Origin of the sequence: Ensifer sp. M14, from assembly GCF_003355565.1 — a bacterium.
In the GTDB taxonomy this organism is placed as follows: Bacteria; Pseudomonadota; Alphaproteobacteria; order Rhizobiales; family Rhizobiaceae; genus Ensifer.
On record NZ_QJNR01000004.1, the window covers coordinates 3,519,101 to 3,542,710 of the forward strand.

General features: G+C 62.1%; 19 protein-coding genes. 9 read left to right on the plus strand and 10 right to left on the minus strand.

Translation table 11 applies throughout. The features are described 5' to 3' along the window. Positions 1-36 precede the first annotated feature (36 nt). Positions 37-1,395, plus strand: coding sequence for an esterase-like activity of phytase family protein (locus BLJAPNOD_RS17130; protein ID WP_115421333.1), 1,359 nt, complete (start codon positions 37-39; stop codon positions 1,393-1,395). A gap of 57 nt (positions 1,396-1,452) precedes the next feature. On the opposite strand, the gene ppx is transcribed toward BLJAPNOD_RS17130, so the two are convergent. The 4 genes from ppx to BLJAPNOD_RS17150 form a co-directional block, all read right to left on the minus strand. Next, on the minus strand, positions 1,453-2,976 hold the full coding sequence (gene ppx, locus BLJAPNOD_RS17135) for an exopolyphosphatase (protein ID WP_115420584.1): 1,524 nt from the start codon (positions 2,974-2,976) through the stop codon (positions 1,453-1,455). 11 nt (positions 2,977-2,987) lie between these two features. Next, positions 2,988-5,174, minus strand: coding sequence for an RNA degradosome polyphosphate kinase (locus BLJAPNOD_RS17140; protein WP_077498596.1), 2,187 nt, complete (start codon positions 5,172-5,174; stop codon positions 2,988-2,990). A gap of 65 nt (positions 5,175-5,239) precedes the next feature. Then, complete coding sequence (gene hdaA / locus BLJAPNOD_RS17145) at positions 5,240-5,929, minus strand: DnaA regulatory inactivator HdaA (protein ID WP_077498598.1); 690 nt, start codon at positions 5,927-5,929, stop codon at positions 5,240-5,242. Between the two features lie 46 nt (positions 5,930-5,975). Continuing rightward, complete coding sequence (locus BLJAPNOD_RS17150) at positions 5,976-7,097, minus strand: AI-2E family transporter (protein WP_115420585.1); 1,122 nt, start codon at positions 7,095-7,097, stop codon at positions 5,976-5,978. Positions 7,098-7,357: 260 nt separating this feature from the next. On the opposite strand from BLJAPNOD_RS17150, the gene purM reads away from it, so the two are divergent. Both purM and purN read left to right on the plus strand, forming a co-directional pair. Continuing rightward, positions 7,358-8,428, plus strand: coding sequence for a phosphoribosylformylglycinamidine cyclo-ligase (gene purM / locus BLJAPNOD_RS17155; protein WP_115420586.1), 1,071 nt, complete (start codon positions 7,358-7,360; stop codon positions 8,426-8,428). Further along, positions 8,425-9,099, plus strand: a complete 675-nt coding sequence (gene purN, locus BLJAPNOD_RS17160) for a phosphoribosylglycinamide formyltransferase (RefSeq protein WP_115420587.1) — start codon at positions 8,425-8,427, stop codon at positions 9,097-9,099. The genes purM and purN overlap by 4 nt, the downstream gene beginning before the upstream one ends. A gap of 7 nt (positions 9,100-9,106) precedes the next feature. Here purN and BLJAPNOD_RS17165 read toward each other — a convergent pair whose 3' ends face one another. The 5 genes from BLJAPNOD_RS17165 to BLJAPNOD_RS17185 form a co-directional block, all read right to left on the minus strand. After that, the gene (locus BLJAPNOD_RS17165; RefSeq protein WP_275540240.1) at positions 9,107-10,435 is read right to left on the minus strand and encodes an AcvB/VirJ family lysyl-phosphatidylglycerol hydrolase; all 1,329 of its coding nucleotides are present in this window, start codon (positions 10,433-10,435) and stop codon (positions 9,107-9,109) included. Positions 10,436-10,488: 53 nt separating this feature from the next. Then, positions 10,489-13,098, minus strand: coding sequence for a bifunctional lysylphosphatidylglycerol flippase/synthetase MprF (gene mprF, locus BLJAPNOD_RS17170; RefSeq protein ID WP_115420589.1), 2,610 nt, complete (start codon positions 13,096-13,098; stop codon positions 10,489-10,491). A gap of 103 nt (positions 13,099-13,201) precedes the next feature. After that, entirely contained in the window at positions 13,202-13,798 is a 597-nt protein-coding gene (locus BLJAPNOD_RS17175) for an NUDIX domain-containing protein (protein ID WP_077498610.1), read from the minus strand. 47 nt (positions 13,799-13,845) lie between these two features. Next, positions 13,846-14,739 carry a cation diffusion facilitator family transporter gene (locus tag BLJAPNOD_RS17180; RefSeq protein WP_115420590.1) on the minus strand — a complete coding sequence of 298 codons (894 nt, stop codon included), beginning with the start codon at positions 14,737-14,739 and terminating at the stop codon, positions 13,846-13,848. 15 nt (positions 14,740-14,754) lie between these two features. Continuing rightward, entirely contained in the window at positions 14,755-16,890 is a 2,136-nt protein-coding gene (locus tag BLJAPNOD_RS17185; protein ID WP_115420591.1) for a molybdopterin oxidoreductase family protein, read from the minus strand. Positions 16,891-16,959: 69 nt separating this feature from the next. Between BLJAPNOD_RS17185 and BLJAPNOD_RS17190 the strand changes: the two genes are divergently transcribed. The 4 genes from BLJAPNOD_RS17190 (at position 16,960) to BLJAPNOD_RS17205 (ending at position 19,737) form a co-directional block, all read left to right on the plus strand. Then, on the plus strand, positions 16,960-17,832 hold the full coding sequence (locus BLJAPNOD_RS17190) for a 23S rRNA (adenine(2030)-N(6))-methyltransferase RlmJ (protein ID WP_115420592.1): 873 nt from the start codon (positions 16,960-16,962) through the stop codon (positions 17,830-17,832). Positions 17,833-17,879: 47 nt separating this feature from the next. After that, entirely contained in the window at positions 17,880-18,326 is a 447-nt protein-coding gene (locus tag BLJAPNOD_RS17195) for a hypothetical protein (RefSeq protein ID WP_115420593.1), read from the plus strand. A 2-nt stretch (positions 18,327-18,328) separates the two neighbouring features. Continuing rightward, positions 18,329-19,045 (plus strand): ribonuclease T(2), encoded by a 717-nt coding sequence (locus BLJAPNOD_RS17200; RefSeq protein ID WP_115421334.1) that lies wholly within the window; start codon positions 18,329-18,331, stop codon positions 19,043-19,045. A gap of 101 nt (positions 19,046-19,146) precedes the next feature. Further along, entirely contained in the window at positions 19,147-19,737 is a 591-nt protein-coding gene (locus BLJAPNOD_RS17205; protein WP_077498620.1) for a glutathione S-transferase, read from the plus strand. Between the two features lie 48 nt (positions 19,738-19,785). On the opposite strand, the gene BLJAPNOD_RS17210 is transcribed toward BLJAPNOD_RS17205, so the two are convergent. Then, the gene (locus BLJAPNOD_RS17210) at positions 19,786-20,424 is read right to left on the minus strand and encodes an outer membrane protein (protein ID WP_077498621.1); all 639 of its coding nucleotides are present in this window, start codon (positions 20,422-20,424) and stop codon (positions 19,786-19,788) included. 365 nt (positions 20,425-20,789) lie between these two features. Here BLJAPNOD_RS17210 and BLJAPNOD_RS17215 point away from each other — a divergent pair, with 365 nt between their 5' ends. Together BLJAPNOD_RS17215 and uvrC are read left to right on the plus strand one after the other, a co-directional pair. Further along, the gene (locus tag BLJAPNOD_RS17215; RefSeq protein WP_115420595.1) at positions 20,790-21,548 is read left to right on the plus strand and encodes an SDR family oxidoreductase; all 759 of its coding nucleotides are present in this window, start codon (positions 20,790-20,792) and stop codon (positions 21,546-21,548) included. Next, positions 21,545-23,569 (plus strand): excinuclease ABC subunit UvrC, encoded by a 2,025-nt coding sequence (gene uvrC / locus BLJAPNOD_RS17220; protein WP_115420596.1) that lies wholly within the window; start codon positions 21,545-21,547, stop codon positions 23,567-23,569. Before BLJAPNOD_RS17215 ends, uvrC begins: the two co-directional genes overlap by 4 nt. Positions 23,570-23,610: the final 41 nt, after the last annotated feature.

Here is a 23,610-nt window from a genome sequence, read left to right on the forward strand (position 1 = left end):
TTCGCGTACTCTGGCATCCAACCCATGGTGACTTTCATGACCAAAACGCTTCTCGCCACCGCGGCGCTCACTCTTTTGATGACGACGGCCGCCCTGGCCGAGGAAAAGGCCTTCCCCGCGACCCTGAAGGCACACGCGATCCTGCCGGCGAACACGATTCTGACCGCGCCGTCCGACGCGCCGGAATACCTCAAGACGTCAGGCAAATTCACCACCGCCGACCGCAAGCGCGCGGACGCGCTCGGCACCGTGCCCGGCAAGGACGGCGTGCGCCCGACCGGCCTTGCGCTGCCGTTCAACGGCCAGCCGATGCAGGGTTTTTCCGGCATCAAGGCGATGGAAGACGGCACCTTCTGGAGCCCGTCCGACAACGGCTTCGGAGCCAAGCTGAACTCGACCGATGCCATGCTGATGCTGCACCACGTCAAGATGGACTGGGACGCCGGCAAGGTCGAGGCGCTGAAAACCCTCTTCCTCACTGATCCCGACCGCAAGGCCCCCTTCCCGATCGTCATGGAAGGCTCCGACAAGCGCTACCTGACAGGCGCCGACTTCGACGTCGAATCGATCCAGCCTGTCGCCGACGGCTTCTGGGTCGGCGAGGAGTTCGGTCCCTACATCCTGAAGTTCGACGTCGACGGCCAGCTGACCGACGTCATCGCGACTGCCGTTGACGGCAAGCCGGTGATGTCGCCCGACAACCCGACCCTGACGCTGCAGGGCGACCCGTCGAAGAAGACGCCGGCCTTCAACCTCAAGCGTTCCGGCGGCTATGAAGGCATGGCACTGTCGAAGGACGGTACCAAGCTCTACGGCCTACTCGAGGGGCCGATCTGGACCGACAGCGAAACCGTCGAGCAGGCCGATGGCCGCCCGGCGCTGCGCGTCGTCGAACTCGACGTCGCCACCAAGGCCTGGACCGGCCGCAGTTGGCTCTATCCGCTCGCAGAAGGCGGCGAGGCGATCGGCGACTTCAACATGCTTGACGACAGAACAGCCCTGGTAATTGAACGCGACAACGGCGCGGGCACGCTCGACAAGGCCTGCGCAGACCCGAAAGATCCGAAGCCGGATTGCTTTGCCGTCGGATCGAAGGTGAAGCGCGTCTACAAGATCGCCTTCGACGACAGCAATGTCGGCAAGGTCGTACGCAAGATCGGTTACATCGACCTCCTGAAGATCGCCGATCCTGACAACAAGAAGCGACAGGGCGGCGGCGACGGCTATTACGACATGCCATTCGTGACGATCGAAAACGTCGATCGCGTCGACGACACGCACATCATCGTCGGCAACGACAACAACCTGCCGTTCTCGGCCGGCCGTGCACTCGACAAGGCAGACGACAACGAGTTTGTCCTGCTCGAAGTCGGCGACTTGCTGAAAGCGGAATAATCAAAAAGGGCGCGCGGATTTTCGTCCGCGCGCCCTTCCCTAGAATCGGGGCTGCGTTCAGCTCTGGAAGTGGAATGCCAATCTTCTGCCGGTCAGCTTGCCGAGTTGCTGCAGCCGGCCGTCGAGGCGCTCGCCGGCAAATTCCGAATAGGCTGAGGGCACGACGATCTCCAGGTCGATATCCGGCAGAGACGATTTTCGGAAACTCAGATTTTTCGCCACGCCCGGCATCGAAGCCGAGAACAGGTAGGCGACCCGCAGCAGGCCGCCGAGCAGCTTTGCCAGTTCCAGCAGCCGCGGCGTGGTAATCCCGGTCAAGGCGCCGGTCGCGCCATCATCGTTCAGGCCTTCAAAGCGATAGTAATTGGCAAGCGCGATATAGGCCCGTCCCGCATGGGTAATACCGGAGAAAGTCGAGTGGGCGATGATGTTCAGCGCCTGCAGGCCGCGATAATCCGGGTGCGCACGCCAGCTGATATCGGCAAGAAGGCAGGCCGCCTGGCGATAGCGGCTTTCCTCTTCGGTTTCCTCGACGCCGAAGAACGGCACCATGCGGCCGGTCCAGTCGGCAAGCTCACGGGCATGCTCGGGCGAACGCGCCCGCAGGATGGCGATTTCGCCGGCAGCGGCTAGCAGCGGATCCTGCGCCCGTTCGTTCTCGTTCAGGAGCGAGAATAGATAGCCTTCACGAACGCCGAGCGCCGAGAACGAAATCCGCTCCGGCTTCATAATCGACAGCGCCTCCTGCATCACGATGGCGCCGAAAGGAAGCAGGCTGCGACGGCTCTTGGAGATCGTCGCATAGGCCGACGGCTTGATGTTCTTCGGCTCGATCACTTCCGGTAGCAGCGCCATCGCCTCGTCGTAGGAAATCTCGTAGCCCTGCATCATATGCAGTGGATAGTTCCGGATTTCCATGTGTAGCTTGGCGATCGAGCGCCAGGTGCCGCCGACGGCATAAAAAGTGCGGCCGGCGCCGGCTTTCAGCACCGGTGTGCTTTTCATGAATTTGCGCACCCAGGTGCGGGCCCTTGGCAGCGAGCCGCCGCTGTGCTCGAAGAGGCGGATACCGCCGAGCGGGAGCGTGATGCCCTTGCCGATCGTCTTGCCGCTGACCTCATCGAGTTCCAGCGAGCCCCCGCCAAGGTCGCCGACCACGCCGTCGGGATCGTGATAGCCGCTGACGATGCCCATGGCAGAGAAATAGGCTTCCTCTTCGCCGGTAAGGATACGCACCTTGTGGCCGAGGATGGCCTCGGCCTTGGCGATGAAGGCCGGACCGTTGCTCGCTTCGCGGGCAGCCGCGGTCGCCAGCACATACATGGAGGTGGCGCGCGCCTGCTGTGACAGCGCGTTAAAGCGATGCAGCGCCCGGAGAGCGCGCTCGACGCTCTCTTCGTCCATGCGCCCGGTGGCATCGATGCCCTTGCCCAGACCGCACATGACCTTCTCGTTGAACAGCATGGCCGGAGCGCGGCTCAGGCCTTCGTAGACGACAAGGCGAATGGAGTTCGAGCCGATATCCACAACGGAAACCGGGCGGATACCGGGCAGACGCCCCTGCGCTTCAGATTCGACCATGCAAAACCAGTTTACTTGCGCCAGCTGCTCTTCCAGCCGGCAATCAGCTTCGGTGCGCTGGACTTCAGGGCTTCACCCCGGCCGGAGAGGCTGGGGTTGGTCATGAAATAATGCTGCGCGTTGAACGGCTCGGCGTCCTTACCGACTTCCATCCGGCGAGACGTGCCGTCGGGAAGAATTTCGTAGCTCTGCTGGTTGTCGATGAGATTGCCCAGCATGATCTGCGAAAGAACCTGTTCGTGCACAGTCCGGTTGATGAGAGGCACAAGCGTCTCAACCCGCCGGTCCAGATTGCGCGGCATCATATCCGCCGAGCCGATATAGACAAGCGCATTCTCCGATGGAAGGCCATGACCGTTACCGAAGCAGAATATGCGGGAATGTTCGAGAAATCTGCCGACGATGGACTTGACACGAATATTGTCGGAAAGGCCCGGAACCTGCGGTCGCAAGCAGCAGATGCCGCGCACCACCAGGTCGATTTCGACGCCTGCACGACTGGCCTTGTAGAGGGCATCGATGATGTCGGGGTCGACGAGCGAGTTCATCTTCATCCAGATCGCCGCCGGCCGCCCCGCCTTGGCGTGCTCGATCTCCTCCTCGACATGCTTGAGGATGCGAGGGCGTAGCGTGTGCGGTGAAACCGCCAGCTTCATCCCGGCTTCCGGTTCGCCGTAGCCGGTGATGAAATTGAAGATGTTCGCCATGTCGTGGGCCATGACGGGATTACAGGTGAAAAACGACAGGTCGGTGTAGATCTTCGCCGTGACCGGGTGGTAGTTGCCGGTGCCGAGGTGGCAATAGCTGCGCAACCGGCCCTCCTCGCGACGCACGACCATCGACATCTTGGCGTGGGTCTTGAGTTCGATGAAGCCGAAGACCACCTGCACGCCGGCGCGTTCCAGGTCGCGCGCCCAGCGGATGTTGGCTTCTTCGTCGAAGCGAGCCTTCAATTCGACCAGCGCCGTCACCGACTTTCCGGCCTCGGCCGCATCGACCAGCGCACGCACGATCGGGCTGTCGTTCGAGGTGCGATAGAGCGTCTGCTTGATGGCGACCACTTCCGGATCGCGGGCCGCCTGCAGCAGGAACTGCACCACGACGTCGAAGGATTCATAGGGATGGTGAACGACCATGTCCTTTTCGCGGATCGCGGCAAAACAATCGCCGGCATGCTCGCGCACGCGCTCGGGAAAGCGCGGATTGTAGGGCTCGAAGCGCAAATCGTCGCGCGGCGCCTTAGTGATTTCCGACAGCGTATTCAGCGCCAAAAGCCCCGGTAGAACGGCAACGCGGTTTTCCGGAACGCTGAGCTCCTGCACCACGAACTGGCGAAGCGAAGCGGGCATTTCCGAATCGAGTTCGATGCGGATCACTGATCCACGACGGCGGCGCTTCAGCGCCGTCTCGAAGAAGCGCACCAGATCTTCGGCCTCTTCCTCGACTTCGATATCGCTGTCTCGGATGATGCGGAACGTGCCCGAACCGTTGACCTCATAACCCGGGAACAGCCTGTCGATGAACTGGCTGACCATGTCCTCGAGCGTGATGTAGCGGATGACGTTCTTGAAATCGGGCAGGCGGATGAAGCGATCGAGCGCCACCGGCAGGCGCAACAGCGCCGTCATCGGCTCGCGGCCGGTCTTGCTGACGAGCTGCAGGCCCATCGAGAAGCCGAGGTTCGGGATGAACGGGAACGGATGCGCCGGATCGATCGACAGCGGCGTCAGCACCGGAAAGATCAACTGATCGAACTCGTTGGCAAGCCAGCTCTTGTCCTGTGCGGACAAGGACGCCGGCCGGACGATCAGGATGTCTTCCTTGGCAAGATATTGCTGCAGCACCGCAAGCGAGGCCTGCTGCTCCATCTGCAGGTTGTCGATTTCCTTGAGGATGTCTTCGAGCTGTTCGGCCGGCGTCTTGCCGTCAGGCGATCGCATCGCCAGCCCCTGGCGCACCTGGCCCTCGAGGCCAGCGACGCGCACCATGAAGAATTCGTCGAGGTTGGCGGCCGAGATCGACAGGAAGCGAACCCGCTCCAACAGTGGATGCGCCGTGTTGAGCGTCTCTTCAAGCACGCGTCGATTGAACTGCAGCCAGGAAAATTCTCGATTGATGAAGCGCTCCGGGCTGGAGAGCAGATCGACTTCCTCCGCCGTCTGTTTGTTCTCGTTCACCGCAGACGTCGCATTATCCATTGCCGATCAGACCCCATTTCTCCGCAGGCAGGAACTATAACAGTTTGACGACAGAACTGTGACAGTCAATCGGAATGGCGTTGATTTCCAAGCTCTTCCAGGACTTCGGCCGCAAGCGACCGGGTCAGCCTGACGCCTCGGGCAAGCGCCAGCCGGTCGATGCGCTCGACGATCGTCTGGGCCGCCTCGAGCGAGCGCTCCATGCGCTGGACGATATAACCGACGAGCCTTTCATCGATGAAAAGCTGGCGATCGGCAAAGAGCTTGATCAGCACCTGCGTCAACAGTTCGTCGTCGGGCTCGCCGATCTCGACGACGGTTGCTGCCTTCAGGCGTGAGCGCAGATCGGGAAGAACGACGGGCCAGGACATCGGCCAGAGCCGCGAGGTCATCAACAGACCCGTGCCGTGCTGGCGAACGCTGTTGATGACGTGAAACAACGTGGTGTCGTCGAAGCCCTGGCGGTCCGCATCCTCGAACAGAACAGGACCTTCCGCGGCGATCAATGCCGCGTCTGAGTCTGCGACCGGGTGGATCGACCGCGCGCCTGCCCTCTCCTTCCAGATGCTGGCGAGATGCGACTTCCCGGAGCCGACCGGTCCGGCGATGATGACAACCGGCGACGGCCACTCGGGCCAGTGATCGACGATGGCGATCGCCGCGCTCAGCCGATCGGAAACGAGCAGATCCTCGCGACCCGTCGCCGGGTCGTGGTCGAATGCCAAAGGCAGTTGTTCGAAGGGACGTTTTGTCATGCTGTACTCGGGACAAGGAGGGGACGATCAGCCGGGCTGATTGCCATCAGCCGGGCTGACTGCCCTTTGTCTTCTTCACCGTGACCTTCCCATGCCCATGGTAGAGGTCACTATCAAGGTATCGCTGGATGCCGAAGCGAACAAGCACGCCGATGGCAGCCGCCGCGGGAACGGCAACCAGCAGCCCGACGAAACCGAAGAGGGCGCCGAAGGCAAGGAGCGCGAACATCAGCCAGACCGGATGCAGGCCGACGCTCTTGCCGACCAGCTTGGGCTGCAGGATGTTGCCTTCCAGAAACTGACCGCTGAAGAAGATCGCGGCGACAAGCCCGATCCAGAGATAATCCGGCCAGAACTGCACCAGCGCCACGCCGACCGCCAGCACCAGTCCCACCATCGATCCGACATAGGGGACGAAGCTGATCATGCCGGCAAAGAGGCCGATGAGCAGGCCGAAATTGAGACCGACGAGCGACAGGCCGATGCCATAGTAAAGACCGAGGATGATGCAGAGCGAACCCTGACCGCGAACGAAGCCGGCGATCGTCGTGTTCATGTCGCGGGCGATCTGGCGGACGACACCGACATAATCACGCGGCACCCAGCTATCGACCCTATCGACCATCCGGTCCCAGTCGAGCAGCAGGTAAAAGGCGACAACGGGCGTGATGACGAAGAGCGACAGAATGTCGAGCAGCGCCATGCCGGAATTCCAGAGTTGCTGGAAGAGCGTACCGAGGAAGCTGGCGCCTTGTTCCAGGAGCTTGGCCGAATTCTGCTTGATCGCCGTCATCTGGTCCGCCAGCCATTGCGGCAGCAGCGTCGACTGGCTGTCGGTCAAAAGCGCCTGCAGTTTGGCGATATAGCCCGGCATCTTCTGGATGAAGTCGGCGGCCTGGGTGAAGATCACCGGGATGATGATCATCAGCGAGAGGGCGAAGATCACCACGAAGCCGATGAGGATCACCACCGTCGCCATCAGCCGGCTAAGGCCGAAGCGCTCAAGGCGGTCGGCGACCGGGTCGAGGAAATAGGCGAGCGCCATGCCGGCCAGGAACGGCAGCAGGATCGAGCTGAAAACCATCAGGAAGGCGATGAAGGCGACAAGCACCAACAGCCAGAAGATCACCTGGCGCTGTAGTCCCGAACCGCTGACTTTTATGTCCATGGTGTTCCCCGTAACACGCCAAGCATGCCTCAGCCGCATCATATTCTGTTTGAGGAGATAGGGGGCGTGGCGCGCACCGGTCAAGTCTGCGTGCCTCCCAGGCCGGCAAATTGAACTCTCCATCGCATTCTTGCCGGTGGGATATGGGCAAAATGGTGAAAAAAGGCCGAGAATACAGGCTGTCGGCTTGCACTCCCTTGCCCGCCGTGCAATTCGCATCCGCAAAATACCTGTCGCGCGACCAGCCTTGGAGAACCAGCATGAGCCAGTCGGGAAAGAACGGCCTCACCTATAGTGACGCAGGCGTGGATATCGATGCCGGCAATCTGATGGTGGAAAAAATCAAGCCGCATGTGCGCTCGACCCGGCGCCCGGGTGCCGACGGCGAGATCGGCGGCTTCGGGGGCCTTTTCGACCTCAAGGCGGCCGGTTTCATCGATCCGGTGCTCGTTGCCGCCAATGACGGTGTCGGCACCAAGCTCAAGATCGCCATCGACGCCAACAAGCACGATACGGTTGGCATCGACCTGGTTGCCATGTGCGTCAACGATCTGGTGGTCCAGGGTGCCGAACCGCTGTTCTTCCTCGACTACTTCGCCACGGGCAAGCTCGACCCCGATCAGGGTGCCGCGATCGTCGCCGGCATTGCCGACGGCTGCCGCCAATCCGGTTGCGCGCTGATCGGTGGCGAGACGGCGGAAATGCCGGGCATGTATTCCGGCGGCGACTATGACCTTGCCGGCTTTGCCGTCGGCGCCGCCGAACGCGGCCAGTTGCTGCCAGTCGGCGATATCGGCGAAGGCGACGTCATCCTCGGCCTCGCCTCGTCGGGCGTTCACTCCAACGGTTATTCGCTCGTGCGCAAGATCGTCGCGTTGTCGGGTCTTGCGTGGGACGCGCCTGCCCCCTTCGGCGAAGGGACGCTTGCTGACCTGCTGATGACGCCGACGCGCATCTATGTGAAGCCGCTCCTGAAGGCGATCCGCGAAACCGGCTCGATCAAGGCGCTAGCGCACATCACCGGCGGGGGGTTCCCCGAAAACATTCCGCGTGTGCTGCCGAAGCATCTTGCAGCCGAGATCGATCTTGATGCCATCAAGGCACCGAAGGTGTTCTCCTGGCTGGCCCAGACCGGCGGCGTCGCGGCCAACGAAATGCTGCGCACCTTCAACTGTGGCGTCGGCATGATCGCCGTCGTTCCGGTCGAAAAGGCGCAAGAGGTTGCATCCGTGCTTGAGGCCGAAGGCGAAACCGTCTTCACGCTCGGCCGCATGGTCGCCCGCACTGAGGGCGCTCATGGCACGATCTACAAGGGCAGCCTCGCCCTATGACGAACGACGTGACGGCAGGCCGGAAAAAAGTCGTCGTCTTCATCTCGGGCGGCGGCTCCAACATGCTTGCGCTGGCCAAGGCCGCGGCTGAGCCTGGTTTTCCAGCCGAGATCGTTGCAGTGATCGCCGACAAGGCAGACGCAGGAGGGCTTGCCAAGGCGGCAGCGCTCGGCATCCCGACCCACGCGTTCCTGCGCAAGGATTTCGACAGCAAGGACGCGCACGAAGCCGCGATCCTTGCGGAGCTTGATCGGCTGTCCCCTGATATCATCTGCCTTGCCGGTTACATGCGGTTGCTGTCGGCGACCTTCATAAAGCGTCACGAAGGCCGGATCATCAACATCCATCCGTCGCTTCTGCCGCTTTTCGCAGGTCTCCATACCCATCAACGTGCCATCGACGCCGGCATGAAAGTAGCGGGTTGCACCGTGCATTTCGTCACGGAAGGCATGGATGAAGGCCCCATCGTCGCGCAGGCGGTCGTACCCGTCGTCGACGGCGACACGGCCGACACTCTTGCCGCCCGTGTGCTGACGGTCGAGCACCGGATCTACCCGATGGCGCTCCGGCTGCTGGCCGAAGGCAAGGTGCGTATGGAGGGCGGACGGGTCATCACGCAGGATGTCGCCCCCGAACCCGCTTCCTCGATCCTGATTTCGCCGGCGGCCTAAGGGCAGACTACTTCGCGGAAGCCAGCCGCCGGTCAAGTGCGTCGAGCACCCGCCGGGTCAGCGCCGGGTAATCCTCGTCGAAATGGTGACCACCTTCGATCGCGATGACATCGACACCCGTGCCCTTCAGATCAGGGCAGGCATCGTCTTCTTCCTCCGTGCCATGGATGCATTGCACCAGCGATGGGTCGATGCGCTTGATATCGTCGATGGGATCGCCCGCATCGCCCTGCCCGGATGCGCCGAGCCAGCCAAACACCGAGATCTTGTAATCGACCCGATGCGACAACGCCATCAGCGTGACCTGCCGCACACGGGCGCGCTCGGCAGGCGGCAGCAGGTTAAACGTGCGTGGCAGGATATCGGCGCCGAAGGAATAGCCGATCAGCAAGACGTTTCGGACATTCCAGCGCTTGCGATAATAATCCATCACCTTGGCGAGATCGTCGGCGGTCGCCTGCGGATCACGCTCGGACCAGAAATAGCGGAGCGAATCGATACCGACGACGGGCACGCCTTGCTGCTGCAGAACGTCGCCAACCTGCTTGTCGATATCGCGCCAGCCGCCGTCGCCGGAATAGATCACCGCCATGGTGTCGCGTGTCGGCTTGGTATCGAGCACGGTCAAGGGCAATCCGAAGGGATTGTCGGATGCGACCTCACTGTCGATCAGGTCCGTCAGATGGCCGGATAGTGCGGCATAGGCTTCGTCATCGCTGTCTTCCTGCGTGATATCGGCATGTTTCTCGATGAGGGCGGCCACATGGCTTCGCTCGTCGTCGGATGCCGCCGGCGTGAAGACGACGGTGATCGGGTCCGGCAAGGGGCCATCCGTCAGGCCATAGACCATGCGGTCTGCCTTCCGGGTCTTGTCCGCCGGCGTGCAGAGTTGCTTCGTCAGCGCGATGCCTTCCTCCGGGTCGACCGCAAGCGTCTGGCCGATAGTTGCGGCCGGCGTCTGCGCCGCGATCGCCAGCGCCATGGCTCCGCCTGCCCCGACGCCGGCAACGATCGGCGGCAGATAGGCATCGCTCTTCAGCGCGCGCTGGACCTGCTGGCTCAGCGCTTCGATATCCGAGACCATGTAGATGCAGTCGCCGTCATCCTTGGCGAGAGCGGCCAGGTAGGCCTTGAGATCGATGCCGATGACGATCGCCTTGTCATCGACAAGGGTGCGGGCGACGGTGTCTTCCTTGTCGCTCCAGCCGGCGCCGCCGGACAACAGGACGACAAGAGCAGACGCCGTGTCCTGCGGGACGAGGACGTGGGGTGCCGGGATCATGCCCGTATCGTAGGTCGTCGGCTTCTCCTGCGCAAAGACCGGCGCAACCGCCATGGTCGCCAGAAGGGCGGCGCCTGCCAGAGGCTTCCAAAGGTCAGAGATCCGCATCATTTCTTCATCACTCCCTTGAGGCCGCCGCCGATCAGGAATGTCGCATCCATCAAGGCAAGGATCGGATTGATGCCGCCACTCGCCACGAGGTAGCGCGGCTGCCAGTGTGGGTGGAATTTCGACTTGAAGGCACGAAGTCCCTTGAAGTTGTAGAAGCGTTCGCCGTGTTCGAAGAAGGTCCGCCCGGCCCAGTCCCAGACCGGCGCGATCTGGCGCGAGGACATGCCCGAGAGCGGCGCCATGCCGAGATTGAAGGTGCGGTATCCTTCCGCCTTCAGGTATTCCATCACCTGGGCGAAGAGGAAATCCATCGATCCCTTGGGTGCATCCGGCGCAAAGCGCATGAGATCGACGGTGCCTTCCTGCTTCGTCGCGGTCACCAGGATATTGGCAAAGGCGACGATCCGCCCCTCGTAAGTCAGGACGGCGACTGGTTGTTCGGCCACATAATCAGGGTCGAAGGCCCCGAGGGAAAAACCCTTCTCCTTGGCGTTGTGGTGGGCGAGCCAGGCATCGGAAATCGCGGTCAGTTCGCCCATGATCGAGGGAACGTCTGCCGGCGCGACCATCTTGAACTCGAGCCCGTCCCGCTGGGCGCGGCTGACCTGCTGGCGAAGATTGGCCCATTTGCCGCCCTTCATCTCGAACCGTGAGAGATCGACATGGGCGAGTTCTCCAAGCCTGAAGGCCCGCAGCCCCGCATCGGCGTAGTAGGCAAGCCCGAGCGGCGAAACCTGATAGAACACCGCGCGGCAGCCGCTGGCGCGCGCCGTCTCGATGAATTGCCAGATCAATTCCGGCCAGGCATCGACAGGACCCACCGGATCGAACAGCGCGATCCACGAGCGGGCGCGCTGGCCATACATGATGAAGGCGCGGCCGTCGGCGGAAAACATCAGGCTCTTGTCGCCCATGCGCACCAGATTGGCATCCGACATGTCCTGCGCCTCGACGATCGCCAGGGCCTGCTCCATGGCATCGTCGCTTGCCGGCTCTGCCCCCGAGGCCGCCGGGCGCATCAGGCTCCAGATGGCAATGGCGCTGGCGCCGATGGTGACGCCGAGCAGCGCCCGCAGACCGCGCGGCGCTTCAGCGGAGAATTCGAACTGCCACCAGAGTTCATGGCTGTAGTCGACGTCGCGATAGACGAACATGAGAACGACAAATCCGCCGAGGCAGATGACGCCGAGCGCGGTCAGCCACGGCAGCGTCAGCGCCTGGCCGAAGAGCGAAGCCGGCCGCACGAACAGGCGGCGGCTGACGATGAGGCCGACAAGGAAGAAGGCCAGCATGCCGGCCTCGACCAGCGCAACCGCCTTGATCAGCGAAAGCAGCAGTGCGGCAACGGCGATTGCGACCGACGCCCACCAGGCACCATCGAGCCGCTGTGCCAGGCCGCGCGATACGATAACGAGAGCCAAGCCGAGCAGGCTTGCCAGAAAATGCGCACCCTCGACGATCGGCAGCGGCAGCAAGCCCTCGAGGAACGCAAGGTTTTCATCCGGCGTCGGTGTGACGCTCGACAGCACCAGCATGATCGCCAGTACGATGCCGAGTGTCGCCAACAAAAGCGGCGTGATGCGGCCGCCGATTCGGCGCACGCTGGAGGCGACGGGATGGCCGGACAGTTGGCGCAGCTCGATGCCGATGACGACGCCGATCGCGATCAGCAGCGGCAGGACATGGTAGATGACGCGGTAGAGAACCAGCGCGCCGAGGATCGTGTCGACATCGGCGCTGTGACCCAGCGTGGCGATGATGATCGTCTCAAATACACCGAGACCGGCCGGCACGTGGCTGAGCACACCGATGCCGACGGCCAGCGAATAGATCGCTAGGAAGGCGGGCCATCCGATCGTGCCTGCGGGAAGCAGCACGTAGAGCACGGTGGCCGATGCCGCCAGATCCAGCGCCGTGATGAGGAACTGGCGCGAGGACGTGCGCGAATCCGGCATCCGCAGCGCAAAGCGCCCAATGGTCACCTCATGCCCGTCTCGCCCTTTGACGAAGACGGCAAGCACGGTGCCGAGGATGGCCACGGCGATCATGCGCAGCCAGAAGGGGTCGAGCCCCGTCAGGGGCGCCACATATTCGCCGACGGCAAGCAGGCTCAGGCACGTGACCGTCAAGAGCCCAAGGCCGAAGGCCAGCGTGACGAAGGCAATGATCCGGGCGATGTTTTCCGGTTCGATGCCCAGGCGCGAATAGGCGCGATAGCGGATGGCGCCGCCGCTCAAGGCGCCAAATCCGGCCGTATTGCCGACCGCGTAGGCGCAGGCCGCCGTCAACGCGACATCAGCATAGGGGAGCTTTCGCCGGACATAATCGAGCGCGCCGACGTCATAGAAGGTAAGTGCGAAGAAGCTCAGGGCGGTGAAGAGAATAGCCGCAACGACGGAAGTCCAGCTGGTATCGGCAAGCGCCTGGACCACGTCGTCATATTGAACCTCAGAGGTCAGATGGAAGATCGCAAGGCCGAAGAGGCCGATGACCAGCAAGGTTGCGAGCGCCTGAAGGTAGCGCCGGTTACGACGCAGGAAGGGCCTCCACCCTGCCTCGACCTGCTGATCGTCTTTGGCTGCACGTTCCGCAAGGGAGGACGTCATGGGTGGCCCATGTCATTGATGAAGACATCAGCGCTGTAGCCTACCGGAGAACGATCAAAAAGTGAAATATCCGTAATGTATTGTTTGCTTACAAAACAACACCTTATGCACTAAGCTTGGCCCGGTTCAGTTGCGCCCACTGTAGCAGCATGATGGTTTTGCCATCGCAGATCTCGCCGGTCACGATCATGCCGAACGCTTCGTCGAATGGAATTTCAAGCACTTCGATATCTTCGCCCTCGTGCGCCAGACCGCCGCCGTCGCCGGCCTTTTCGGTGACATCGATGAGGCCGACGAAAAAGCTGGTCCGCTCGGTAAGCGAACCCGGGCTCATATAGGCATCGAACAGGTGGGTGACCTTGCCGACGTGATAGCCGGTCTCCTCCAAAGCCTCGCGGCAGATCGCCACCTCTGGAGTATCATCGTCGAGCAGGCCGGCCGGCGCCTCGATCATGTAGGCGGGATCGCCCTGCAGCAGCACCGGCACGCGCAACTGGCGAACGAGCACGATGCTTTGCCGCTTTGGATCGAATAGCAGGATGGTCGCGGCGCGGCCGTGGTCATGAACTTCACGCGTGAGCGTCACGGTTTCGCCGTCGGACATGTCCTGCTCAAGCGTGATTTCCTCCAGATGGATGAAACCTTCCGAGAGCGTGCGCCGCCCGATGATCCTAACGCGCGGGTCTTGGTGTTTCGTCATAGGTGGTCCTTGATCGGGAAAGGATGGAAAGCGGTCGCAGCCGACCGTCAATGAATATGTTCCGAAGGCGCGCAGCTTTCGCGCTCCATCTGCAAGGTCGTGTGGTGCAGGTCGAACTCGTCGCGCAAGCGCTGTTCGATCGCACGGCGGACCATTTCGCCGTCGGCCTCTTCCGCCAGAACGACATGCGCCGTCAGCGACGGCTGGCTCTGGGTGATCGCCCAGAGGTGCAGGTCATGCACAGAGGCGACGTCAGGCACGGTGGTGATCGCCGCATGGACATCCGCCAGGCGCATGCCCGGTGGCACGCCTTCCAAGAGAATGTTGACGCACTCTTTCAAGAGAACCCAGGTGCGCGGGAAAACCATGAAGCCGATGCCGACGGCGAGCAACGAATCGACCCACTGCCAGCCGGTGAACCAGATGATCGCCGCACCTGCTATCACCGCCACCGATCCGAGCATGTCGGACCAGACCTCAAGATAAGCGCCCTTGACGTTGAGGCTCGCGTCCTTGTGGCTGGTCAGAAGCCGCATCGAAATCAGATTGACCACCAGGCCGATGACAGCGATCAGCAGCATGCCGCCGGACTGGATCTCCTGCGGCAACGACAGGCGCTGCCAGGCCTCGTAGAGGATGTAGAAGGCAACGGCGAGCAATAGCAGGGCGTTGAAGGCCGCAGCGAGAATCTCGAAGCGGGCATAGCCATAGGTGCGCAGCAGATCCGACGGCCGGCGGCCGACATGGATGGCGACCAGCGCAATCGCGAGAGCGGCCGCATCGGTCAGCATGTGCATCGCATCCGAGATCAGCGCCAAGCTGCCGGTCAGAATGCCGCCTACGACCTCGGCCAGCATGAAGCCGCCAGTCAGCCCGAGCGCGCCCCAGAGGCGCGAGACCGGCGTGTTGCTGACATCCGCATGTTGATGGTCGCCGCTCATCGATGCATCCCGTGGCTAGGGGGCGGGTCGGACCCAGACCCTGTTGTCGTGGAATGCCGCGCCGCCGTAGGGCGCAACCGCGTCGGCACCGGTAAGCACGTTGATGCCCTCGCCGTCGAGGTGGGCGCCGTTGGGCCACAGGCCCTCGGCGATCACCACGCCGCGCCGCGCGCCGCCCCCGACTGTGACGTGCAGGCGCACCTCGCCGCGTTGATTGCCGAGCTTGACGATGTCACCGTCGCCGACACCGAGCGACGCGGCATCGTCCGCATGCATCATCACCAGCGGGCGCACTTCCTTCTGGATCGAGGACGGGGTCTCGGCGAAGGTCGAGTTGAGGAAGGATCGGGCCGGCGACGTCGCCAAACGGAAAGGATGGTCCGCGTCTGCGACTTCGATCAGATCGACATGGTCGGGGAATTCCGGCAGCGCCGCATGCGGCCCCTGCAGACCCATCGACTTCGGCGGGCGGTTCGGCGCCGGCGTGCCGGTCCAGTCCGCCTTGAAGCGGAACTTGCCGTCGGGATGGCCGAAGCCGTTCAGATAATGCGCGTCCTCGAATGCCGGCTGACAGTCGAGCCACTTCTCGCGCTTCATCTCGTCATAGCCGATGCCGTAATTGGCAAGCAGCCGGTCGATATGTTCGCGCTCGCTCAACCCGAAGCCGGAATGATCGGCAACACCGAGGCGCCTCGCCAGTTCCTCGATGACGAAGAGATTGGTGCGCACGGTCGATGGCGGTTCCACCACCTTGGGCCCGATCAGGATGTGCTGATGCCCGCCGCCCCGATAGAGGTCGTCATGCTCCAGGAACATCGTTGCTGGCAGCACGATATCGGCGAGCTGCGCCGTGTCGGTCATGAACTGTTCGTGTACCGCGACGAACAGGTCGTCCCTCAGGAATCCACGTTTCACCAGCCGTTGTTCCGGTGCGACGTTCACCGGATTGGTGTTCTGGATCAGCATGGCCGTCACCGGGCCGCCATGGCGCAGCGCCTCGGCATCGCCGGTCAGGACCCGGCCGATCTGCGACTGGTCGAGCATGCGCACATCGGGGTCGTGGAATGCGGTACCGACAAGTTCGCGCTTGTCCAGTTTGAAGATGTCATTGTTGGAATGAAATGCACCGCCGCCTTCGTGTTTCCACGAGCCCAGCACCGTGGCGATCGAAGCGGCCGCATGGATCGCCACAGAGCCGTTGCGCTGGCGGGTAAAGCCGTAACCGAGGCGGAAATAGCTCTTTGGCGTCGTACCAGCGAGTTGGGCAAACGCCTCGATTTCCTCGACGGAAAGCCCTGTTATCACGGATGCCCATTCGGGCGTGCGCGACTTCAGGTGCGCTTCGAGCCCTGCCGGATCATCGGCGAATTCGGCCATATAGGCGCGGTCGGCATAACCGTCGCGGAAGGCGACATGCATGACCGCACAGGCGAGTGCTGCATCCGTTCCCGGTTTCAGCACCAGGCCCATATCGGCCTGCTTGACCGTGGGATTGTCGTAGATGTCGATGACCACGATCTTGGCACCGCGCTCCTTGCGGGCCTTGACCGCGTGGGTCATGACGTTGACCTGGGTGGCAACCGCATTCGTCCCCCAGATCACCACGCAGTCGGATTTCGCCATCTCACGCGGATCGGGGCCACGCAGCGACCCGGTCGCCATCGAAAAACCGGTCCAGGCCATATTGGTGCAGATCGAGCCGAAGAAGCCGGAATAGCGCTTGGCGTGGCGTAAGCGGTCGATGGAATCGCGCTGCACCTGGCCCATGGTGCCGGCGTAGAAATAGGGCCAGATGGCCTCGGCTCCATGCTTCTGCTCGGCCTTGACGAATTGGTCGGCGATTTCGTCGAGCGCCGCCTCCCAGGAAATCTCCTGCCAGTTGCCGCCGCCCTTTGGTCCGACGCGGCGCTGTGGCACCATCAGCCTGTCGGGATGATAGATGCGCTCGGAATAGCGAGCGACCTTGGCGCAGATGACGCCAGCGGTATATGTGTTGGCGGCGGCGCCACGGACGCGGCCGATCCGGCCTTCGGCCGTCAGGTCGACTTCGAGTGCGCAGGCCGAGGGACAGTCGTGCGGACAGACGGAGTGGCCGATCGACTTTTCTGCTTTGATGGGGGTCGCAACGTTCATGGCTTTTCTATATGGCATCGACAATCGGGCTCAAAGAGCCAAACACTCACCCATCGAAACAATTGATAACAGCCATCGGCGGCCCTCATGAATTATCGGCATATCTATCACGCGGGCAATTTCGCCGATGTTCTCAAGCATGCGGTGCTGGCCCGGCTCGTCACCTATCTCCAGCAGAAGGAGAAGGCGTTTCGAGTTCTCGACACCCACGCGGGTATCGGTCTCTACGACCTGTCGAGCGAAGAGGCCCAGAAGACGGGCGAATGGCGCGACGGCATCGGCCGGCTGCTCGACGGTGACCTGCCGGCACCGGTCGCTGCGATCCTAGAACCCTATCTCGCGACCGTTCGCGAGCTCAATCCCGCCTCTGAACTGACGCGTTACCCAGGCTCTCCGAAGCTGGTCCGCATGCTCTTTCGCCCGCAGGACCGTCTGTCGGCGATGGAATTGCACCCGGATGACTACGAGACGCTGCACCGGCTCTTCGACGGCGACTTCCAGAGCCGGATCACCGAGCTCGACGGCTGGCTGGCGCTCGGCGCCCACCTGCCGCCCAAGGAAAAGCGCGGCCTGATCCTCGTCGATCCGCCCTTCGAGATCGAGGGCGAATACGAGCGGCTCGCCGACGGCCTTGCCAAAGGCTATCGCCGCTTTACGGGCGGCACCTTCTGCCTGTGGTATCCGCTGAAAAAAAATGCGCCGATCAAGGCGTTCCATGAGACGCTCAAGGCGCTCGAAATCCCGAAGATGCTCTGCGCCGAGCTTTCGGTCCGCAGCGACCGCGAGACGACCGGGCTTTCGGGCTCGGGCCTCATCATCGTCAACCCGCCCTTCACGCTCAAGGGCGAACTCGACGTGCTGTTGCCTTTCCTGAAAACCCGGCTCGGACAGGACCGTTTCGCTTCGTCGCGCTGCTTCTGGCTGCGTGGCGAAGAAGCAGCAACCCGTGCCCTTGACTGAAAGGCTCGGAAGGCCGCAATCTTGCGAGACGATCCAGGGAGACGCCCATGACTCGCAAGCTCGCCGCAACGCTTCTGGCCTCGCTTTCCTTCGCCGCCGCGACGGCGCCCACGGCCACGGCCGCCGACTATCTCGGGACTTACCGCGACCAGCCAACATCCTATAGCGCGGGTGTGTGTGGCGACGCCTCGGTCCTCGGCTTCATCACCTCGCGGTTCGAGTACAGGGCCACGAACTATCTGCACGCCAATCTCTCGATTGCCGAGATCCGCAACATGGGCCAGAACCGGCTTGAGCTGCGGGACTACACACACCGTGTCGAGCGCGAATACTGCCGCGCAACAGCCGTCATGACCGACGGAGAGCAGCGGTCGCTCTATTACCTTATCGAGCGCAACTGGGGCTTTGCCGGCATCGGCCGGAGCATCGAGTTCTGCGTTGGGGGCCTCGACCCCTGGTACGTCTACGGCGCACATTGCGCTTCGCTTCGCTGATCATGCCACGGCATTGCCGACAGCGCCGGCTCCTGCCGGCGCTTTTCTTTGCGCTGGCGCTTGCGGGCTGCAGCGACGACAGCGCGCAGAAGAAGCCGCCAGCGCAAGCTCCTGAGCCCCAAAAGGCCGATATCGCCGTTCCGATTGGCCAGGGCTTCGACTTCTACGTTCTCTCGCTCTCGTGGTCGCCGACCTGGTGTGACGACAACGACCCCTCCGGCAAGACCGGTCAGTGCAAGACAGGCAGCAATCGCGGGCTGATCGTGCATGGGCTGTGGCCGCAGAACGATCGGGGCTACCCCGATTTCTGCCCGACGCGGCAATCGGATCGTGTACCGGACACACTCGGCCGCCAGTATCTCGATCTTATCCCGTCCATGGGGCTGATCGGACACCAATGGCGCAAGCATGGCACCTGTTCGGGCCTCAGCCAGCAGGACTATTTCGCCGTCACCCGGGCGGCGCATGAGCGCGTCGTATTGCCGGAGGAACTCAGTGTACCGCGTCGGGAAAATTCGCTTTCCGTCAGCGCGATAGAGGCGGGCTTCGTGGCCAGAAATCCCGGCATGACGACCAACGCGGTCGCTGTTACCTGCGAGGGCAAGCGGCTGGAGGAAATCAGGATCTGCTTCGACAAGAGGCTGAACTTCCGCCCGTGCCCGGAGGTCGACCGCCAGGCCTGCCGAAGGGACACCGTCATCCTGCCGCCGGCATCCTAGGTCGATGCCGGGGGGCACCACATGCGGTCCGCCATTTTGAAACAGCGCCTGGCCTTCCGTTCTTCTGTTCGGGAGCCATGCGCGAAAGGGAAAGATGCTCGATGAAAATACTCTACTCGCCCACGTCCCCGTATTCCAACAAGGTCCGCATGGCTGCGCATTATGCCGGCTTTGCGGTGGAGAGCGCCCTGACCGACACCAATGCAAACTCGCCTGAGCTTATCGGCAGCAATCCGCTCGGCAAGATTCCGACGCTGATCACCGGCGACGGAAAATCGATCTACGACAGCCGTGCGATCATGAACTTCATCGATCGGGAAACGAAGGGCAAGCTCTACCCGAAGAATGGCGGGAAACGCACCGATGTCGACATTCTCGAGGCGCTGTGTGACGGCATATGTGACTGCCTGCTGGCCATCGTCTACGAGAAGCGCATCCATCCGCCGGAAAAGGTGCACCAGCCCTGGATCGATATGCAGTGGACCAAGGTCGAACGCGGCCTCGACCACCTGAACGAAAACCTGCCGAAGACAGGAGCCAAGCTGCATGCCGGGCATTTCGCGCTCGCGGCACTGCTTCGCTACGTCGAGCTGCGCTTCAGCGGAGAATGGCAGCGGGGCCGCGCCAAGCTGAAGAACTGGCCGAGCAAATTCGAGAAGCACTTTCCCGAATACTCCAAATTCAAGGCATGAAAAAAGGCCGGGTCACCCCGGCCTTTTCCTTGATCAGGCAGAAACCGATCAGAACTTCACGCCCATACCGACGCGCACGCTGTGCTCGTCGTAGCCGGACGAAACGTTGGTGCCACCAACGTTGAAGTCCTTCGAACCGTAATCGGTGTAACGGTATTCGACGCGTGCAGTGATGTTGTCGGTGACGAAAGTTTCCGCACCGGCACCAGCCGTCCAGCCGACCATGGTGTTCTTGTCCGAGCCAGCCGAGGTCGATGCCTTGGCCTGGCCAACAGCGAGACCTGCCGTACCGTAGAGCAGTACCGGGTTCAGATCGACACCGACGCGAGCGCGCAGCGAGCCGTTAACGCCCTGCTTCATGCGCAGGTTGCCGCTGGTGGAATCCTGGCCGGAGTAACCGACGTCAGCTTCACCGCCGTATACGATCTGGCCGCTCTGCATGTTGTAACCGCCGTAGAGACCGCCACCGAAACCAGCTGCGGTGTTGTTGCCGGTCGCGTCGGCCTGACCATGGTGCCAATCAGCGGTACCACCGACATAGGCGCCCGACCAGTTCTTGGCCGCCGGCTCCGTGTACTCGGCTGCCGGAGCTGCCGGAACTTCGTCGATCGCGTCTGCAGCCTGGGCGGCCTGGAAGGCGATGAGGGATACGGCCGAAGCCATGAGGGTGGTGATGAGCGTACGCATAAATATTCTCCTTTACGAACCGATGCCCCAAGGGTTGGGATCCCTCAATGAAACATCGGACAACTTTCAATTAACCCGCCCGGTTGAGCTGAAATTGGCCAGCAAATGAGGATTCACAAGAGCCAAAATGTGAAATTTTAGTGGCACAATAACGTCCAAAATTTGATGTTGCTTTCACGCCACAGGGAATTTATTAACCATCTTTCAAGATTAACGGAAGCTATACTATATAACTTCAAAACAATACAATTTACGCGAATTCCATTAATTTTTGCGAAATGTTTCATCAGGGAGAGTTTCAGGGCGGCGTTTCTTGCCTATATCTTCGTCCGCTGGCACGAAGATTCGAAAAGCGGGATGGAACGTTGAAGAAAGCACTGAAGGTGGCACTCGTAACCGGTGGCGCCAAACGGATCGGCAAGGCTATAGTTGAAGACCTCGCGGCGCACGGCTTCGCGGTCGCCATCCACGCCAACGGCTCGCTCGATGAGGCAAAGGCACTTGCGGCATCACTCTCGAAAAAAGTCGCCGTTGCGGTGAAGGCAGATCTTACGGACACCCAGGAAACGTCCGCGCTGATGGCGCAGGTCAACGCGGCGCTCGGACCGATCGACCTGATCGTCAACAATGCGTCGCTGTTCAAGAAAGACAGCCTCGATGCGTTCGACGAAACGGCATGGGACCGGCATTTCGCCTTGCACGTCAAAGCCCCGTCCCTGCTCACGCGTGATTTTGCCCGCCAGCTGCCACGCGGCGTCTCCGGCCTCGTCGTCAATGTGATCGACCAGCGCGTCTGGTCTCCAAACCCGCGCTTTTATTCCTATATGTTATCGAAGTCCGCGCTGTGGACGGCAACACAAACGATGGCTCAGGCGCTCGCGCCGGATATCCGCGTCAACGGCATCGGCCCCGGGCCGACATTGCCGAACGAGCGGCAGGATCCGCGCGATTTCCAGGCACAGGTCGATGCGCTTATCCTCAGGCGCGGTCCGGCGCTCGGCGAATTCGGGCGGACGATCCGCTTCCTGTTCGACACGCCGTCGATTACCGGGCAGATGATCGCGCTGGACGGCGGCCAGCACCTTGCCTGGGAAACGCCTGACATCAGGGAGATAGTGGAATGAACGGACGCGTGCCGACCGACGGCGGCATCCTTTATGACGGCAATGACGCCGAAGACGACGACGACCTGATCGAGGTACCCGAAGGCGCGTCCGCAGTTCCCGCCATCGAGTGGGCAGAGAACCGTAACGAGGTCGAGGGCCTCAAGGGCGCAGAACTGATCCAGGCCTTCGTCAAGCGGCTTCCGAACGGTCCCGGTGTCTATCGCATGTTCAACGAGGACGGCGACGTTCTCTACGTCGGCAAGGCGCGCAGCCTGAAAAAGCGCGTCGGCAATTATGCGCAGGGGCGTGGCCACTCCAACCGTATTTCGCGGATGATTCGCGAAACCGCGAACATGGAGTTCGTCACCACCCGCACCGAGATCGAGGCGCTTCTGCTCGAAGCAAATCTGATCAAGCGACTTCGGCCGCGCTTCAATGTGCTTTTGCGCGACGACAAGTCCTTTCCCTATATTCTGGTGACCGGCGACAGCCGCGCACCTGCCCTTTACAAACACCGCGGCGCGCGCAGCCGCAAGGGCGACTATTTCGGCCCCTTCGCCTCGGCCGGCGCCGTTGGGCGCACGATCAATTCGCTGCAGCGCGCCTTCCTGTTGCGGACCTGCACCGACAGCGTCTTCGAGACGCGCACGCGTCCTTGTCTTCTGCACCAGATCAAGCGCTGTTCGGCGCCCTGCACGGGCGAAATCAGCAATGACGGCTATGCCGAACTGGTGTCCGAGGCCAAAGACTTCCTGTCCGGCAAGAGCCAGGCGGTGAAGGCGACGATTGCGGCCGCGATGGGCGAGGCCTCGGAAAACCTCGACTTCGAGCGTGCCGCGCTTTATCGCGACCGGCTCGCCGCCCTCAGCCATGTCCAGAGCCACCAGGGGATCAACCCTTCCGGCGTCGAAGAGGCGGATGTCTTTGCGATCCACCATGAAGGCGGCACCTCCTGCATCCAGGTGTTCTTCTTCCGCACCGGGCAGAACTGGGGCAACCGCGCCTATTTCCCGAAGGCGGATCCGTCGCTATCGACGGCAGAAGTGCTTTCGGCGTTTCTCGCCCAATTCTACGACGACAAGCCCTGTCCGCGGCAGATCCTGTTGTGCGAGGCGGTCGAGGAGCAGGAGCTGCTCGGCCAGGCGCTCAGCGAAAAGTCCGGTTACAAGGTGTCGATCCAGGTGCCGCAACGCGGCGAGAAGAAGGACCTTGTCGATCACGCGCTCGCCAACGCCCGCGAAGCGCATGGCCGCAAGCTGGCGGAAACCGCTTCGCAATCGCGCCTGCTCGACGGTTTTGCTGAAACGTTCAAGCTCGAACGCACGCCGCGCCGCATCGAGATCTACGACAACTCCCACATCATGGGCACCAATGCCGTCGGCGGCATGGTGGTCGCCGGCCCGGAAGGTTTCGTCAAAGGCCAGTATCGCAAGTTCAACATCAAATCGACCGACATCACACCCGGCGACGACTTCGGCATGATGCGCGAGGTGATGACCCGTCGTTTCTCGCGCCTGCTCAAGGAAGAAGGCAAACCGGACCGCACAGCCGAGATCGCCGAGGATGCCGCTTTCCCGGCATGGCCTGACGTCATCCTGATCGACGGCGGCCAGGGACAGATGACGGCAGTACGCGCGATCCTGAAAGAACTCAATGTCGAGGACTGTGTGACCGCGATCGGCGTCGCCAAGGGCGTCGACCGCGATGCCGGACGCGAGCGCTTCTTCGCGCTCGGGCGCGACAGCTTCACGCTACCACCACGAGATCCCGTGCTCTATTTCATCCAGCGCCTGCGCGACGAAGCGCACCGTTTTGCCATCGGTTCGCATCGCGCCCGGCGCAAGAAGGAGATGGTGAAAAACCCGCTCGACGAGATCGCCGGCATCGGGCCAACGCGCAAACGCGCCCTGCTCACGCATTTCGGCACCGCCAAGGCCGTTTCGCGCGCCGGGATGAACGACCTGATGGCCGTCAACGGGATTTCCGAAGCAGTGGCGCGGCTGGTCTACGAGCATTTCCATGAGGACGCGGCAAAATGACCATGCACAATTCACCGGGCGTTCAGGTCGGATGCGCCAAT